23 protein-coding genes are annotated in these 15,076 nt (G+C 42.8%); 8 read left to right on the top strand and 15 right to left on the bottom strand.

The window, feature by feature from the left end:
- Positions 1–10 precede the first annotated feature (10 nt).
- Together C6Y06_RS06785 and C6Y06_RS06780 are read left to right on the top strand one after the other, a co-directional pair.
- Entirely contained in the window at positions 11–526 is a 516-nt protein-coding gene (locus C6Y06_RS06785; protein ID WP_034663172.1) for a YjcG family protein, read from the top strand.
- Positions 527–532: 6 nt separating this feature from the next.
- Complete coding sequence (locus C6Y06_RS06780; RefSeq protein ID WP_058014269.1) at positions 533–967, top strand: GNAT family N-acetyltransferase; 435 nt, start codon at positions 533–535, stop codon at positions 965–967.
- A 79-nt stretch (positions 968–1,046) separates the two neighbouring features.
- On the opposite strand, the gene C6Y06_RS06775 is transcribed toward C6Y06_RS06780, so the two are convergent.
- Positions 1,047–1,304, bottom strand: coding sequence for a hypothetical protein (locus tag C6Y06_RS06775; protein ID WP_034663177.1), 258 nt, complete (start codon positions 1,302–1,304; stop codon positions 1,047–1,049).
- A gap of 126 nt (positions 1,305–1,430) precedes the next feature.
- Here C6Y06_RS06775 and C6Y06_RS06770 point away from each other — a divergent pair, with 126 nt between their 5' ends.
- Complete coding sequence (locus tag C6Y06_RS06770) at positions 1,431–3,743, top strand: UvrD-helicase domain-containing protein (RefSeq protein WP_106036702.1); 2,313 nt, start codon at positions 1,431–1,433, stop codon at positions 3,741–3,743.
- A 16-nt stretch (positions 3,744–3,759) separates the two neighbouring features.
- On the opposite strand, the gene spoVIF is transcribed toward C6Y06_RS06770, so the two are convergent.
- The 5 genes from spoVIF to C6Y06_RS06750 form a co-directional block, all read right to left on the bottom strand.
- Complete coding sequence (spoVIF, locus tag C6Y06_RS06765; RefSeq protein WP_003212292.1) at positions 3,760–4,017, bottom strand: sporulation-specific transcription regulator SpoVIF; 258 nt, start codon at positions 4,015–4,017, stop codon at positions 3,760–3,762.
- A 138-nt stretch (positions 4,018–4,155) separates the two neighbouring features.
- On the bottom strand, positions 4,156–4,293 hold the full coding sequence (locus tag C6Y06_RS06760) for a YjcZ family sporulation protein (protein ID WP_003212017.1): 138 nt from the start codon (positions 4,291–4,293) through the stop codon (positions 4,156–4,158).
- A gap of 84 nt (positions 4,294–4,377) precedes the next feature.
- Positions 4,378–4,599 carry a hypothetical protein gene (locus tag C6Y06_RS06755; protein ID WP_060596024.1) on the bottom strand — a complete coding sequence of 74 codons (222 nt, stop codon included), beginning with the start codon at positions 4,597–4,599 and terminating at the stop codon, positions 4,378–4,380.
- A gap of 86 nt (positions 4,600–4,685) precedes the next feature.
- The gene (locus C6Y06_RS20435) at positions 4,686–4,814 is read right to left on the bottom strand and encodes a hypothetical protein (RefSeq protein ID WP_258182060.1); all 129 of its coding nucleotides are present in this window, start codon (positions 4,812–4,814) and stop codon (positions 4,686–4,688) included.
- A gap of 71 nt (positions 4,815–4,885) precedes the next feature.
- A complete protein-coding gene (locus C6Y06_RS06750; RefSeq protein ID WP_106036813.1) occupies positions 4,886–5,236 on the bottom strand; it encodes a DUF1360 domain-containing protein in 351 nt (116 codons plus the stop codon).
- A gap of 177 nt (positions 5,237–5,413) precedes the next feature.
- Here C6Y06_RS06750 and C6Y06_RS06745 point away from each other — a divergent pair, with 177 nt between their 5' ends.
- The 5 genes from C6Y06_RS06745 to C6Y06_RS06725 all read left to right on the top strand — a co-directional run bounded on the left by C6Y06_RS06745 (position 5,414) and on the right by C6Y06_RS06725 (position 8,062).
- Entirely contained in the window at positions 5,414–5,800 is a 387-nt protein-coding gene (locus C6Y06_RS06745; protein WP_034663185.1) for a spore coat protein, read from the top strand.
- 43 nt (positions 5,801–5,843) lie between these two features.
- The gene (locus C6Y06_RS06740; protein WP_066031768.1) at positions 5,844–6,179 is read left to right on the top strand and encodes a spore coat protein; all 336 of its coding nucleotides are present in this window, start codon (positions 5,844–5,846) and stop codon (positions 6,177–6,179) included.
- Positions 6,180–6,267: 88 nt separating this feature from the next.
- A complete protein-coding gene (locus C6Y06_RS06735) occupies positions 6,268–6,774 on the top strand; it encodes a spore coat protein (RefSeq protein ID WP_095285024.1) in 507 nt (168 codons plus the stop codon).
- A 146-nt stretch (positions 6,775–6,920) separates the two neighbouring features.
- Positions 6,921–7,412, top strand: coding sequence for a CotY/CotZ family spore coat protein (locus tag C6Y06_RS06730; RefSeq protein WP_060596022.1), 492 nt, complete (start codon positions 6,921–6,923; stop codon positions 7,410–7,412).
- 206 nt (positions 7,413–7,618) lie between these two features.
- Positions 7,619–8,062: a CotY/CotZ family spore coat protein gene (locus tag C6Y06_RS06725; RefSeq protein WP_034663193.1), complete on the top strand. Its 444-nt coding sequence runs from the start codon at positions 7,619–7,621 to the stop codon at positions 8,060–8,062.
- A 35-nt stretch (positions 8,063–8,097) separates the two neighbouring features.
- Here the strand turns inward: C6Y06_RS06725 and C6Y06_RS06720 are convergent, their stop codons facing one another.
- The 9 genes from C6Y06_RS06720 to tenA all read right to left on the bottom strand — a co-directional run bounded on the left by C6Y06_RS06720 (position 8,098) and on the right by tenA (position 15,030).
- On the bottom strand, positions 8,098–8,784 hold the full coding sequence (locus C6Y06_RS06720) for a CotO family spore coat protein (RefSeq protein ID WP_106036701.1): 687 nt from the start codon (positions 8,782–8,784) through the stop codon (positions 8,098–8,100).
- A 114-nt stretch (positions 8,785–8,898) separates the two neighbouring features.
- Positions 8,899–9,675, bottom strand: a complete 777-nt coding sequence (gene fabI, locus C6Y06_RS06715) for an enoyl-ACP reductase FabI (RefSeq protein ID WP_034663198.1) — start codon at positions 9,673–9,675, stop codon at positions 8,899–8,901.
- 150 nt (positions 9,676–9,825) lie between these two features.
- Positions 9,826–10,632, bottom strand: coding sequence for a bifunctional hydroxymethylpyrimidine kinase/phosphomethylpyrimidine kinase (gene thiD, locus C6Y06_RS06710; protein WP_066031030.1), 807 nt, complete (start codon positions 10,630–10,632; stop codon positions 9,826–9,828).
- Between the two features lie 16 nt (positions 10,633–10,648).
- The gene (locus C6Y06_RS06705; protein WP_106036700.1) at positions 10,649–11,662 is read right to left on the bottom strand and encodes a thiazole biosynthesis adenylyltransferase ThiF; all 1,014 of its coding nucleotides are present in this window, start codon (positions 11,660–11,662) and stop codon (positions 10,649–10,651) included.
- On the bottom strand, positions 11,659–12,426 hold the full coding sequence (locus C6Y06_RS06700; RefSeq protein WP_034322849.1) for a thiazole synthase: 768 nt from the start codon (positions 12,424–12,426) through the stop codon (positions 11,659–11,661). Before C6Y06_RS06700 ends, C6Y06_RS06705 begins: the two co-directional genes overlap by 4 nt.
- Positions 12,427–12,431: 5 nt before the next feature.
- On the bottom strand, positions 12,432–12,635 hold the full coding sequence (thiS, locus tag C6Y06_RS06695; RefSeq protein ID WP_034663206.1) for a sulfur carrier protein ThiS: 204 nt from the start codon (positions 12,633–12,635) through the stop codon (positions 12,432–12,434).
- Complete coding sequence (gene thiO, locus C6Y06_RS06690) at positions 12,632–13,744, bottom strand: glycine oxidase ThiO (RefSeq protein ID WP_106036699.1); 1,113 nt, start codon at positions 13,742–13,744, stop codon at positions 12,632–12,634. Before thiO ends, thiS begins: the two co-directional genes overlap by 4 nt.
- The gene (tenI, locus tag C6Y06_RS06685) at positions 13,728–14,345 is read right to left on the bottom strand and encodes a thiazole tautomerase TenI (RefSeq protein WP_060596016.1); all 618 of its coding nucleotides are present in this window, start codon (positions 14,343–14,345) and stop codon (positions 13,728–13,730) included. The genes thiO and tenI overlap by 17 nt, the downstream gene beginning before the upstream one ends.
- Positions 14,320–15,030: a thiaminase II gene (gene tenA, locus C6Y06_RS06680; protein WP_066031032.1), complete on the bottom strand. Its 711-nt coding sequence runs from the start codon at positions 15,028–15,030 to the stop codon at positions 14,320–14,322. The genes tenI and tenA overlap by 26 nt, the downstream gene beginning before the upstream one ends.
- Positions 15,031–15,076 lie beyond the last annotated feature (46 nt).

The following is a 15,076-nucleotide window of genomic DNA, read 5'->3' as shown; positions in this document are numbered from 1 at the left end:
AGGGAACATGATGAAATACGGAGTTGTTATATTTCCATCAAAAAAATTGCAAGATATTGCGAACTCTTACCGGAAGCGTTATGATCCGAACTATGCACTTATACCGCCTCATTTAACATTAAGAACACCTTTTGAATTAACGGATCTAGAAGCGGCTGAGGTCGTCTCAACGTTAAGAGAGTATGCAAAAAATGCTTCTCCTATTACGTTACGTATTAAAAAATTCAGTTCATTCGCTCCTGTAAACAACGTCATTTATATGAAAGTAGAACCGAACGAGGAAATCATGGCGCTCAATGAAAGGTTGTACGCAGATCCACTTGCTGGCACACCTGAATATGCTTTTGTTCCGCATGTGACAGTAGCTCAAAAACTATCAGATGATGAGCATTCAGACGTACTTGGTACATTAAAGCTGAGAAAGATTGACCATGAAGAAACCGTGGATCGATTCCACCTTTTATATCAGTTAGAGAACGGATCTTGGACCGTCTATGAAACATTTATTTTAGGAGAAGAGGGTTAAAGACATTTGAAAACAGTCATCGCAACAGCACAAACACAACGAGAAGATGCATACTACGTTCGAAAAGAAGTGTTCGTAAAAGAACAAGAAGTCCCGTTAGAGATTGAAATAGATGAACTAGAGGACGAGGCCATTCATTTTGTCATTTATAATGATGAAATGAAGCCTCAAGCAGCCGCTAGACTGCGGATCATTGAAGGGCCAAAGGCAAAGCTGGAACGAATTTGTGTGTTAAAAGAGGCGCGCGCTTTCGGCCTTGGCCACAAACTATTAGAAGCGCTGGAAACAGAAGCCATTGCTAATGGAGCGAAGGAAGCGGTTATGCACGCACAAGTCCAAGCTCTTCCTTTCTACGAAAAGAAAGGCTACAAAGCCGTTTCTGAACCGTTTGAAGAAGCAGGGATCACACATGTCAAAATGACAAAAACACTATCTGTTTGACCAAAAGAAAAAGCCAGAGCATCCATGATGCCCTGGCTTTTCTTTATCATCGTTCGTCAAGGGAAGAAAGCGTAATCATTTATATATACGCATTAATATGAACGCCTTTGCCTTCTTCCATAAACATATCTCGTACAAAACGTTCCCGCTTTTTTTGCTGTACTTTCGTTTCTGCTTCTGTCACTAAGTCCTCTTTTTTCTCCAGCTCTCTGTATACCTTGTCATGAAAGGTGCGAGTAACCTTTGTTACTTTCGCGTAGTCTTCTTTATCCTGAGGAGCAGGACGATTGATATATTGAAAATACAGATCCGGCTGAATCGGGGCTATATATCCCATCAAGAACGCCTCCTTTGCTTCTCTTCTACTCTACTATTCCCTAATTATGACTGTTTGAAACACGTCTCATTTGATATGATTAGATGTGTTTCTTTTTAAGATTGATTAACTATTGGAGGACTAGCTTTGAAATGCGCACGACGACATGATCGAACGATCTCATTACATACGTATTCGAGAGAACATTATCAATTCCTCCATGACGAGGGAAAAAAAGGGCACTTATCCTGCCCATATTGCGGACAACCAGTCTTTTTCAGATTAAATATACATGAAGAACCTGCCTTTATTCATAAACATATGACGCAGCAAGAGATGTGTGAACAAGCAGAAGAACAAGAAGATCAGAAAAAAAATGCAGAGCAAGAGGAAAGTGCTTCCTATAAAGAACTTGGGGGCTTCCGTTTTCCAACAGGTAAACAGATCATCTCGCAAACGAATGAATCATATGACTGGCAGGAACCAAGGTCGATTCAATTTAGCGATGCGTTACATTTAGAAGAGAATGAACAAGCACATACCATCGAGCTCTTTCCGCATATTACCTTTAGCACACCGCAGCTTCAAGCTGTCACACATAAAGAAGGTCCAATGCTGGTGCTGGCTGGCGCTGGCAGCGGAAAAACAAGAGTCTTGACAGCTAGAGCGGCATATCTCATGTCACATCATCATATTCCTGCTCACCATATCTTACTCGTGACTTTCACCACAAAAGCTAGCAGTGAAATGAAAGAAAGACTGCGCAAGCAATACCAGCTTCACCCATCACAAGCAAGTCAAGTGGTGACAGGCACCTTCCACAGTCTTTTTTATAAAATGCTGCTTCATGACGATGCAAGCAAATGGAACGGCCAGCACCTGATCAAGTTTGACTGGCAGAAGGAACAGTACATTCGGAAAGCCATCATAAATGAAGGACTTGATGAAAAAGACTACCCTACCGATCAAGTACTGCAATCGATCGGCTTTTGGAAAAATGCTTTTTTACCAGGCGAGCTTCCTGATTTGAAGGATGAAAAGGAAAAACACATGTGGACGATCTATCAATCTTATGAACAGCAAAAACGAGACAATCAGCAATTTGACTTTGATGACATGGCAATCGCCTGCTTGCACATGCTGACAGAACAGCCTGAACTGCTGAAACGATATCAAGAACGGTTCAAGTATATTTTAGTGGATGAATTTCAGGATATTAATCCAGTTCAATATCAATTGATTCAGCTTTTAGCTGGAGAATCTGAGCAGCTATTTTGTGTAGGTGATGATGATCAAGCCATTTATGCCTTTAGGGGCAGCAATCCTGCTTTCATTCTTGAATTCAAACGGGACTATCCTTCGGCTCAAATCGTCCATTTACATGCGAATTACCGGTCGCATCATACGATTGTCGCAAGTGCGGATGCCATTATTAAGAAAAATCAACATCGTTATGAAAAAACGTTAAAAGCTGTCCGTGCGGAGACAATCCCGCCTACGCTCTTTTATCCATATGACGAGGAAGAGGAAGCAACCATGATCGTGGCAGATATTCAGGAGAAAATTAAAAACGGCGCAAAGCCGAATGATATCTGCGTACTCTTTCGCACCAATACAGGAGGCCGCGCGATTTATGAGCGTCTGCATCAATCCGCGATTCCGTATGAGACGGAGGCTGGTGTCAAAGCCTTCTACAGCAGACGAATTGTTCGGGTTCTTCTCGCCTTTCTCTCTTTAAGTCAGGATGCCGATGATGTGGCTGCTATGAAACAGCTGCTTCCGGTTTTCTTTTTAAAGCAGCAGACCTTGAACACGATGAAGGCACTGACCATCACGGAAGATTGTTCAATGGTAGACGCACTCGGAAAACTAACAGATATTCAGCCGTTTCAACGGAAAAAGCTGCAATCCATTGTTCCTCTGTTCCGCACGTTACGAACGTTAAAGCCGTCTGACGCTGTGACGTTTATTGAACAAAAGATGGGACTTGGTGATTACTTAAAAAAACGAGTGAACGATACGAATGTGCTTGAAAAAGGGGCGGATGATGTACGAGATGTAAAAACCGCCGCCAAACGCTTTGAAACGATTGAAGCCTTTCTCGCACATGCCGAACATATGAAATCTGCCGAAAAGGAAAAAACAGACGAACCAGGTGTTCAGCTCATGACGATTCACCGCGCAAAGGGACTTGAATTCCAAACGGTGTACATCACTTGCGTGGTCGACGGAGCACTGCCTCATGATTTCTCACTCGATGAACTAAGAAACGGTGATGAAGAAGCCCTAGAAGAAGAACGCCGTTTATTATACGTGGCCATGACAAGAGCTGAACAATCTCTTTATCTATCTGTTCCATCATTTAGGCGAGGAAAAACCGCTCATCGCTCGCGCTTTTTGTATCCCCTACTAAAGAAAAACCGAGAATTATTCACAGAAAAACAACAGGCCCCCCTTTAAGCGGAGAGCCTGTTGTTTATTTTTTGTTGTTCATCATTTTAGCGATTGTATTGAAATCAAGCTTTTCTTTTCCACTTGTAATCGATTGAACGATTTTGTCTTCCATTTCTTTAGGTACACGCTTATTCGCAAGCTGCGCTACTTTTTTAATGACGCCTCGAACCGTTGCTTCATCTTTAAAGTTGGCATTTTGCAAAGAACCTGCAAGCTTAAAAACATCATTCATATTCACACCCGTTTTATTTTCAACGCTTTTAAAGAATTTATTATCCATTCATTTGCCTCCTCTTTGTGGAGTAATCACCTTACTATATGAAAATAGGCGAGATATGTGCCTATCCTAAAGCCTTGTTTGCCCAAAGAGAAAGGAAAGCAAAAGGCTCCCCCATTGCTTCCCTCACCTTCTTACTGTTTAGTTAAAGAAAGAAGCACCAACGATGATTAGAAGGATGAAAAGCACGACGACAAGAACAAATGTTGATCCATATCCGCCGCCATAACCTCCGCCGTAGCCGCCGCAAGAACCGCCACCGTAACCGTAACAACTCATATATAAGCACCTCCTCTTCTCCCTTACAAAATATGAAAAATACTACAAATGGTTTGGACGATCACATAAAAAAGTGCGGAATTTTTATTTCTGCTGTTTAAAGACGTAATCTGCCTCTCCATGACGCATCATGAATGCTTCTGTTTCTTTCGCAAAAGCATCCATCTTCTCGCCAAATACCTTTAAGTGCTGCTCAAGATCATTCGCTTTATCCGCTAGATCCATTTCACCCTTTTCGTGCGCTTGTTCTTTTCCATCATGAGGTTTAGTGAACAAGGAGCCGATTAATTGTTCGAATGCATCCATTCTGGTCACCCCTTCTCTCTTACATATGCATCACTCAAAAAAAGGGCAACAAAAAAACCGGATAAATCCGGCTTTTGTTTTTTCTTCTATTGAGGTTTCTTTTTCTTTCCACAACCGCAATCTGCTTTTTTGATTTTCTTCGTATAAACAGATTGTTGATTTGACTGCGCTGGATAACCTTGAAGCATATGTGACGGTGTTTCAGTTGGTTTCATCGCAACCCTTCCTTTCCTATTCCATGATAGTATATGCATTTTTTGAAAGCGTGTCTGATCAGTATGCCTGTTTATTTCACCAGCTTTGAGACGATCGCTTCAATAATGCCTGCTGCCGCGGCAATTGCTAATAGTAAATTAAGCCACATGCTGATGACAGGAAATAGTATGTATATCAGAAGTAAAGCAGCAGTGCACCACATGCCAGTACACCAATAACAGCTTAACAGCTCTCCTATCCAAGACCGCAGCCCTTTACCTTTAATGATGATATATGTCTCCACTTCACCTTGTTCATTGACCTCTTCCTGTTCTTCATGAAATAAACGGCGGAAAGGAGCAGTAATGGTATCAATCACAATCAGCCTCGTCAGTCTAAAGGATGCGAGGGCAAACACGACAAATGACAAAGCACCACTCAGGAGCCTCCACCTCCTTTTTTCTTCTTTTTTGCGTCCTTTCTTTATATATGCAAAAAGAAAGACCGCCATGATGAATCGAGCGGAAATAAAATTGGGTTGTACTTTTTCACGCTTTCCGATTCCACCTTGAGCCTCTGCTGCATTAAATAATGTATAGATAAGAAAGGAGTGAAAGTATTGTCTATTGAAGAAAGTGCTGATTTATTATACACACAACTGTTAAACGAATTAATCAGCAATTATGATGATTTCATTGAGATCAAAGATTCCGAAAATGTCACAATTCATAAAACAGATGTAACAGCTGCACTCTCCCTTCAAGCGACCGTAACGACAATCATTACTCTTTTAATTCAACTTCTTGTACCAGACGATGAATTGGCTGCAGACATCACAGATCAGCTTTTATCCACACAACAAGTGACAGTCCAAAAGAAAACTGTGATTCAAATCATCAACTGCTATAACATTACGATTACATTATCAGATGCATCCATTATGAACTCCGTCCAAATTCTCACTCAAACATTGAATGTACTCTTAGTTGAAGCCGGCATTCTTTGACCCTTTCTTTTCTAACATGACGTATGAAAGAGGTGAAATCATCGTGGCTGAAGAGAACGAAAAAAAGGAGTTTCAAATCAATACTGATGTTGATCCATTAACGAGTCTTCTTGTAAGTGATGTGTTAAACAAAAACAATATCACAGATGATCAGAAAGCAAATATCTCAGATGATCAAAGAAGAATGATTTTGAAATTAGTGGAGGACTTGCAAAAGAAAGCAAATGATTTCGTAGAACAGCAGCAGGAGAAAAAAAGGCAGGCTGAGGCAGCAAAACATCCGGAAGAAGTACAGCCTGAACCAAAAGTACGTCCAAAACGAAATTCACTTCGAGATCGTATTCAGCAGCGCCGTGATGCGCAGCGTAATAACGATTAAATAAAAATGGGTTGCCTGCTAGGGTAAATGCCCGAGACAAAACCACGCATTCCAGCATTTAATAAAGTAAACGGAAGGAGGAATAGAAATGGATTCTAAACCATATTCTTGGGTCGCTCTAGATCGTAACTGTACACACCACGGACACCACGGACACCACGGACACCACGGCGATTACAACTATGAAAGAAAAGCAGTTTGTGATGGCCACTATTATGATGATGAAGATGTCTTGCAAGACTTTGATCAATTGAGTTTTACAAAGCAGACATCTGAGGAAGTCATTATCGTCAGAGACTCTTGTGACATTAACGTCTCTTCTGTTGATGCACAGGTTGCAGCATCTATCCAAGTAGCTGTTCAAACAGCGATCATCACCATTACAAATATCTCAATCGCAGACGGTGATCTGGCTGACCGCGTCACACAAGATCTTTTACAAGCCGCTACTCACAAACAAACAAACCGCCAGAAACTTGTCATCGAAAATTCAAGAAACGTTACAGTATCGACAATCGATGCGGATATCTCGATCGCGATTCAAACACTTACTCAAACACTTGTTGCGACAATCGTTGCAATTGGTATCCTCTAATGTCCAAAAGCAGAGCGAAAAGCTCTGCTTTTCCTTTTATAAAAATACAACAAATATAAATAGTCATTTACCCACACCAACTAGAGGGCGCATACATATGTTGTTAAGGACTAAAGTCAAATACCTTGTTAAAGGAGCTGAAATCCATGAGCTGCGGAAAACACCATGGCCGACATGATGAAAACTGTGTATGCGATGCGGTTGAAAAGATTTTAGCAGAGCAGGAAGCTGTAGAAGATAAATGTCCTACGAGCTGCTACAGTAATTTATTAAGCCCGACAGTTTCTGGAAAAGATACAATTCCGTTTTTAATTTTTGATAAAAAGGGCGGATTGTTTTCTACTTTCGGAAACATTGGAGGATTTGTTGACGATTGCCAATGCTTCGAATCCATTTTCTTCCGGGTTGAAAAATTACACGACTGCTGTGCTACGTTATCTGTATTAAGACCTGTTGATGTACACGGACATACGCTAAGCGTGTGTCACCCTTGTGACCCTGACTTCTTTGGTCTAGAAAAAACGGACTTTTGTATTGAGGTTGATCTAAACTGCTTCTGCGCGATCCAATGTTTAAACCCAGAGCTTGTCGACAGAGTCATGCCATCGAAAGATAAAAAGCATCATCACCACGGCTAAACCAATCGTCCGTTGACCTAACTTGTCATGAGTCAAAGCATCCCCTTCCTTACGAATGACAGCCAATCATGCGGAGCAGTCAGCATAAGAGCTGCCGCTTCCGCATTGATTGAAAGTAGATGTATCAACTGGCAAAACAAAAAAGCTTGTAGATGATGACAGTGCTCAAACACTCAAACAAATTTCCTAGTATAGGAGGGTTGAATATGAGCCGCAAACATTCATGGAGCTGTGTAGCAGAGGCTGTTGAAAATATTAACGACTTACAAAGTGCCGTCGAAGAAGATTGCCCGACCAGCTGTTACAGCAATCTCCTTTCTACATCCCATTCATTAGGTGACACTGTCCCGTTTGTTCTCTTTACATCCAAATCAAAACCATTCGTCGCATTCGGAAACGTCGGAGAAGTAGATGCAGGTCCTTGCTTCAGCACTGCATTTTTCAGAGTCGAACACATCTGTGATCACTGCGCAACACTCAGCTTGCTTATTGCATTTGACAAAGACCGTCATATTTTAGATTTTACAGATAAAGATTCCTTATGTGATGTGTTCCGATTAGAAAAATCGAAGTATTGCATTGAAGTAGATCTTGACTGCTTCTGCGCAATCGAGTGCTTAAATCCACGACTCATCAACCGTAACTGCTAACAAAAAAAGTCCCTCTATGGGACTTTTTTTATTCGTTAAAAGCCAAGCGGATGAATCGAGGAAATTTCATCTATTGCTAATTCAACTGGATTTCCCCCGCCCGCTGTTCGAATGACCACTAGATCTTCTTTTCGATCCATGATAATTCCTCTATATGTTTTACCATCAGCTTCAATCAGGCAAAGGGCTCTTGGCATATTATGAGGCAGGCTTGTGAGAAAATCGACTTTTTCGTCAATACTCATCTGACTTAAAGGCTTTTTCACTCGTTTTCTTCTAGGTTCTTCTTTTGTTTCATGAAATACACCTTCTGGCGGCTTTTCCTCTTTTCGCTGGGGTTTTCGTTCTTGTATAAGTTCTGGTTCTTGTGTGATGTCTTGTTCTTGTGTAAGCTCTGCTTCTTGTGTGATGTCTTGTTCTTGTGCAAGTTCTGCTTCTTGTGTGATGTCTTGTTCTTGTACAAGTTCTGCTTCTTGTGTGATGTCTTGTTCTTGCTGAAGTTCAGGCGGCCCGACTTCTTTTTTCTTCTCTATTTCTTGAGCCACGGGTTCCTCGTGCGTACTTTCTTCGATCACGTCTTTTGCACTCTGATGACTTTCTTGCGGTTTTTCTGATTTCTTTCGCTTTCTCACGATATTTTGCATGGCCGGCATTGATTCATCATAGCTCGGCTGAACAATATACATAAGCGGCTTCTGGTTCTCATCACCTTTATTTGACATACTAATCCCTCCCGAATGATTCATTCCTTATATATATGAGCGGATGTCTCAAATCAGAAGAAAAATAAAAAAACAGCATACCCATCTTTGGTATGCTGCAAGTCAATGATTCGTTTAGCGGGCAATGATATGGAAGCCAGAATCAACATGCAGATTCTCACCTGTCATGCCGCGTGATAGATCACTGAATAAGAATAGAGCTGTATCGCCAACTTCTTCAGGAGTCGTTGTACGGCGAAGCGGTGCACGTTCTTCAATATCCTTCAGGATTGTATTAAAGCCGCTGATGCCTTTTGCAGACAGCGTACGAATTGGACCAGCAGAAATACTGTTCACACGGATACCTTCTGCGCCTAAATCAGCTGCTAAGTATTTCACACTTGCTTCAAGTGCTGCTTTCGCTACACCCATTACGTTGTAGTTAGATACCACACGCTCTCCTCCTAGGTATGTAAGCGTGACGATGCTTCCACCTTCTGTCATCAATGGACGTGCTGCTTTTGCTACAGCTGTTAATGAGTATGCACTAATGTTGTGCGCCAAAAGGAAACCTTCACGGTTCGTGTTTAAGTATTCACCGACAAGCTCTTCTTTGTTTGCAAATGCAATCGCATGCGCAACGCCATGAATGACTTGTACTTTTTCTTTAATTGTAGCGAAACATTTTTCAATCTCTTCGTCACTTGTCACGTCACATGGAAGAATGATTGAATCATTGCGCTCAAGTGTGCTTGCAAGTTCTTTTACAGATTCAGCAAGACGATCTCCAACATAAGTAAAAATCAAACGAGCTCCAGCTTCGTGAAGTGAGCGGGCAATTCCCCAAGCGATGCTTCGTTTATTGGCAACACCCATCACCACGATATTACGGCCTTCTAAAGAAAAGTTCATATGTAATAAAGCCTCCTATTTTTTCAAGACATAGTATTAGTACCTGATCATAATATTATCACAGATCATGAGAGAATGACAATTTCCGCTGAAAGAAAGTTTCTTTTTCATCAAAAAACCGTCCTCGCAAGTGAAGACGGTTCGATTCTCTTATCGTTTGAGCCTGTTTTGCTGATAAGCAAAATGGTTGGTAGGTCCATGTCCAGCTCCAATATTCAAAGGGAATTTGATGGCTTCATGGACAAAGGTTTCTGCTGTTTCAAAAGCCTCTCTCATGGAGTATCCTTTCGCAATTTCAGCTGTTAATGCCGCTGCAAACGTGCAGCCTGTGCCATGTGTATGTGGGGTATCAATATGTTCGTTTGTGACTTCTATAAAGCCTTTTCCATCATACAACAGATCTGTTATCATACCGCCAGAGGGGCCGTGTCCCCCTTTGATCACGACATGTTTCGTACCAAGCTCATATAGACGTTCCGCTGCTAGATAGCGATCCTCTTTTGTCTGAATGCGCATGCCTGTCAGCACTTCTGCCTCAGGAAGATTCGGCGTTACGGCATAGCTGACAGGCAGCAAGTGTGTTTTCAACGCAGAGACCGCATCTTCATTTAATAAAGAAGCCCCTCCCTTTGCGATCATGACTGGATCGACAATCAGCTTCATCTCATATTGAACCGTTTTTTCAGCAACCGTATTGATCATTTCGGCACTCCACAGCATTCCTGTTTTGACGGCATCTGGCAGCAAGTCTTCTGCGACTGCATCTATTTGACTTTTTAACGCCTCGATTGAAAGAGGGTATATACCGTGAACGCCAAGTGTGTTTTGTGCTGTAATCGCTGTGATCGCAGACATTCCGTACACACCGAGCTCCTGAAAGGTTTTCAAATCTGCCTGAATGCCAGCTCCGCCGCCCGAATCAGAACCCGCGATTGTGAATGCTTTTTTGATCGTCATTTCATCACACCTCTCATTAGCCAATCCATTGATGATAAATGGTTCTTGCTTTGGCCATATCATTTGTACCATGTACAAGTGCTCTGCCATCTTTAAATAAAACAAGCTTATATTCATCCTTTTGACAAGAAAGTAAATACGGATTTTCAAGCACATCCATTCCTGCTTTCTTTAAGCGAATAGCCACTTCGTGTAATGGCGGCGGGATTTCAGCAGCACTGCGGATTTGTACCGTATTGCGGCCGCATAGTACATCTGCCTTCGCTCTCTTGTCATAGGAGAGAAAAGGATATGTCTTCAGCCCACAGCTTGGACATTGCTTCTTCTTTAAGGAACTGGCTGATCGGATGTCAGATCGTTCATTGGTCCATAAATCAAAGGATCTTAAAATTGGCGTCACTTGATGGCCTGTTAAATATTTAAGGGCATCTGCCACTTGATATGCCGCCACCTGCTGCACCACTGGACTAATGATACCGGCTGTATCACAGGTCATGCCTTGTGCGGGTAAATGTTCAAACAGGCAGTGTAAACATGGCGTCTCACCAGGAATCACAGTGAATTGAATACCATAGCTGGCTACACAGGCTCCGTAAAGGAACGGAATTTGATGTTTGACAGCAGCATCATTTGCAATCATCCTCACCTCAAAATTATCCGCTGCATCCACGATAATCGAAGCCCCGCTGACAAGTTCATCAATGTGTTGAGCGGTCACATCGATGACAATTCCTTTGACATGTACGTCACTGTTCACCTGCTTGAGTCTTTTTTCAGCCGCCACAGCCTTTGGCAGCCGATCATACACATCTTGCTCCGTGTAAAGCTGCTGTCGCTGAAGGTTGCTCCATTCAATATAATCTCGATCCAAAATGGTGACAGATCCAACGCCAGCACGAACGAGCATTTCAGCACTAGCTGTTCCAAGTGCCCCTGCACCAATAATGACAGCCTTTGAGTCTTTTAACCGCTTTTGCCCCTCTGTGCCAATTGGCTGAAAGAGCTCTTGGCGCGAATAACGTGTGCTCAAAATGCCGGCATTCCTTCCTGCGGACTGCTTGCTGTCCCATAGTTTTTCAAAGGAATCCGTCCTGCCTCGAAGCCTAGTCTTCCTGATTCAATCGCCAGTTTCATGGCTTTTGCCATTTTCACAGGGTCCTTTGCACCAGACACAGCTGTGTTCAGTAATACAGCGTCAGCCCCTAGCTCCATCGCATAAGCTGCATCCTTTGGAGAGCCTACACCAGCATCAATAATCACCGGTACCTTCGCCTGCTCGATAATAAATGAGAGATTCAGAGGGTTTAGTAAGCCTTGGCCTGAACCAATCGGAGAAGCCCCTGGCATGATAGCATGGACACCGAGCTCTTCTAATTTTCTCGCCAGCACCACATCATCAGATGTATATGGCAGCACGATAAACCCTTCTTCGAGTAGCATTTCCGATGCTTTTAACGTTTCGACTGGATCTGGCAGAAGAGACCTTGAGCAGCCAATGACTTCTACCTTGATCATGTCACACAGTCCAGAAGCCTTCGCTAAACGAGCAATACGAACTGCCTCTTCCGCAGTACTTGCACCAGCTGTATTCGGAAGCAGCGTATATTTTGATAAATCAAGCTGCTCCAAAAAATTAGGCTGAGATGCTTCGAAAATGTTCATTCTTCTCACAGCAAAGGTTAAAATTTCTGCTTCTGATACGTTCACGGCTTCTTTTTGAACTTCAAATGATGGATACTTCCCTGTACCAAGTAATAATCTTGATGTGAATGTTTTTCCGCCAATGTGCAGCATTGTTGTCATCCTCCTCCTACAAAGTGAACGATTTCAATCGTGTCATTAGATTGAATTTTTACTTGTTGAAACGCTTCTTTGTCAATAATTTCTTGGTTCTTTTCCACGATCACTACTCGATTTTCAAGCTGATAGGCTGATAGCAGATCATAGATTGTTCCATTCTCTTGATCGAAATCAACGATTCTGCCATTCAATTGAATTTTCATACAAACAGTGCCTCCTTTCGGCCAATACGAAACGCGTGAAGCCATTCCTTTTTGACCGGTTCACCTAATATCAGGTCGCGAATGATCTCTCCAGTAATCGGGGCAAGTAAAATGCCATTTCTGTAATGCCCTGCAGCAAAAAGAATACGCTGATCTTCTGGATGTCTTCCAATGTAGGGATGCCGGTCAGTTGTAGCCGGACGAAGACCAGCCCAGCACTGATCAATCGGCATCTCCTTGATCGAAGGCATAAGCTGAGACGCCTTTTGAATCACAGCTTCGATGCCGCCAAGCGTTGGAACAGCCTGCCATTCGTTTGGCTTCATCGTTGCGCCAACGACCAGTTTGCCGCTATCTCGTTGAACGATATAACAATGATCATGGTAAATGGTGTGCGCGAGTGCTGGACCATTATTCCATACAGACACACACTCCCCTTTTACTGGATAAAGAGAATGAGATAATCCAAGCTTTTCAAAAAAACGGCCAGACCATACACCACTCGCTACAGTCAGATCATCACATGTGAATGTTCCCTTCGTTGTTCTAATTGCTAACGCTTCTTTCTCCCGCTTCACTTCGATCACGGGTGTACATTCTTTCACATCTGCCCCGAATCTTACCGCCGCCTGCCAAAATGCCCGGCATACCGCATAAGGTTCGACATGAACATCCTCTTTAATCAAACCTGCCCCTAAGATGTTATCTGCCATTTGAGGCATGCATTTTTTTACGCTGCTTGCGTCAAGCCACTCAAATGTAGACAAATGCTGCATCCGGCAAAGTGCTTGTTTCTCTTCTTCTGTAAAAGCTACCTTCATGATACCGCCCGCTGATGTCCGAATATCAATGCCAGATTCATGCTGTAGATCGACTTTTAACTTCTCGTACAATGCCTGGCTTGCTCTGCCTGCTTGAAAAAAAATATTCTCATGACCCTCTCCTTCAGCATGTGCACCGAGCATCCCAGCAGCCGCACTTGTCGTTTGCTTCCCTACCTCATTCGCCTCAAGTAAGACGACCTGCTTTCCTGCTTTTGCAAGGTGATAGGCAATGGACATTCCTATGATTCCACCACCAATGATTGCAACGTCATAATGCTTCTTCATAAGGATGCCCCTTTACCTGTTTAGAAAATGCTTGTGCCATCATGCGCGGCTGATGATGAGTAAAAATCCCAGACATGACAGCAATCCCTTTCACATTCGCGTGTTTCAATTCTGGAATGCGGTCAGGTGTCAATCCACCGATCGCCACCACTGGAATAGACAGTGAAGATGTCAGTTCTTTCACAAGCTGTACGCCTCTTGCCTGAAGTCCTGGTTTACAAGTGGTGTCATATACGTGCCCAAACATGACATACTCTGCTCCATTTTTCTCCGCTGCTTTCGCTTCTTCTATCGAATGAACAGAGACACCCGCATGAAGGTGAGGGAATTTTTGCCGCAGCTCTTTTGGCGAAAAGCTATGGCCTGGGAGATGTACCCGGTGAATATTGGTGAGCAGTGCAACGTCTACTCTGTCGTTGATGATGAGCTTCTCTTTCGGTACACCTTCTAAAAAGAGTCTTTTCACGAGATCAACAAGCTCACTTGCTGTTTTAGACCGTTCCCGGATATGAATAAAATCCACTTCAGGTGCGATGGCTTTTATTTGTTTGATCAGTTCATCCACAGGAAGCGAATCATTTGTCACTGCGTGGAGTTCCATTTGCACCAACCCCATCTAAGCATGCTGTTTGCCATGTTTCTTTTTGATACGCCATTTCCCAGAAATGGTACTCGTAATAGCTTGAAATCACAAAATTTTCTTTCATATTGGCCCGTACTTGTTCTGACGCTTTTTCGGCTAGTTCATCAAAGCGGTTGACCTGTTCAAAGACGAGCTCCTTAAACCAATCCCCTCCATATGTCAAAATCCATTCCTGATAAATCGGATGGTCAGGTGTGGTTTGTTTCAGCTTTTCACCCACCTCATAATATAGCCAGTAGCACGGCAATAATGCGGCTAAAATCTCTTCAAATCGCCCGCTTTTCACAGATCGGTACATATGAGAGGTATACGCATAAGCAGTCGGAGAAGGCTTAAAGTTCTCGATGGCTTCATCTGAAATCTGCAAAAGCTCTGTGAACTTTCTATGCAGCGACAGCTCTGCTTCATACGTACCCTGCGCATGATACGCCATTCTGCCCGTCGTATGTAAGTCCTCACTAATCGCTGCGCCATATGCTTGCACCTTTGCAAAATGAGTTAAATAATATGAATCCTGCATCACATAATACGTGAAACGATCGAGTGAAAGCGTGCCATCTCCAATCCCTTTGACAAATGGGTGTGTGAAGCTTCCATTCCACCATGTTGCTGCTGCTTCTTTACATTCAGTTGAAAACGTCATGTTTCTCTCCTCCTGTTTTTCCATATAAAAAAGCCACTTTCCGCGT

It is taken from the genome of Bacillus sp. MZGC1, from assembly GCF_002998605.1.
In the GTDB taxonomy this organism is placed as follows: domain Bacteria; phylum Bacillota; class Bacilli; order Bacillales; family Bacillaceae; genus Bacillus.
Note: the sequence above shows the minus strand (reverse complement) of the source record. Positions and strands in the feature narration are given on the sequence as shown.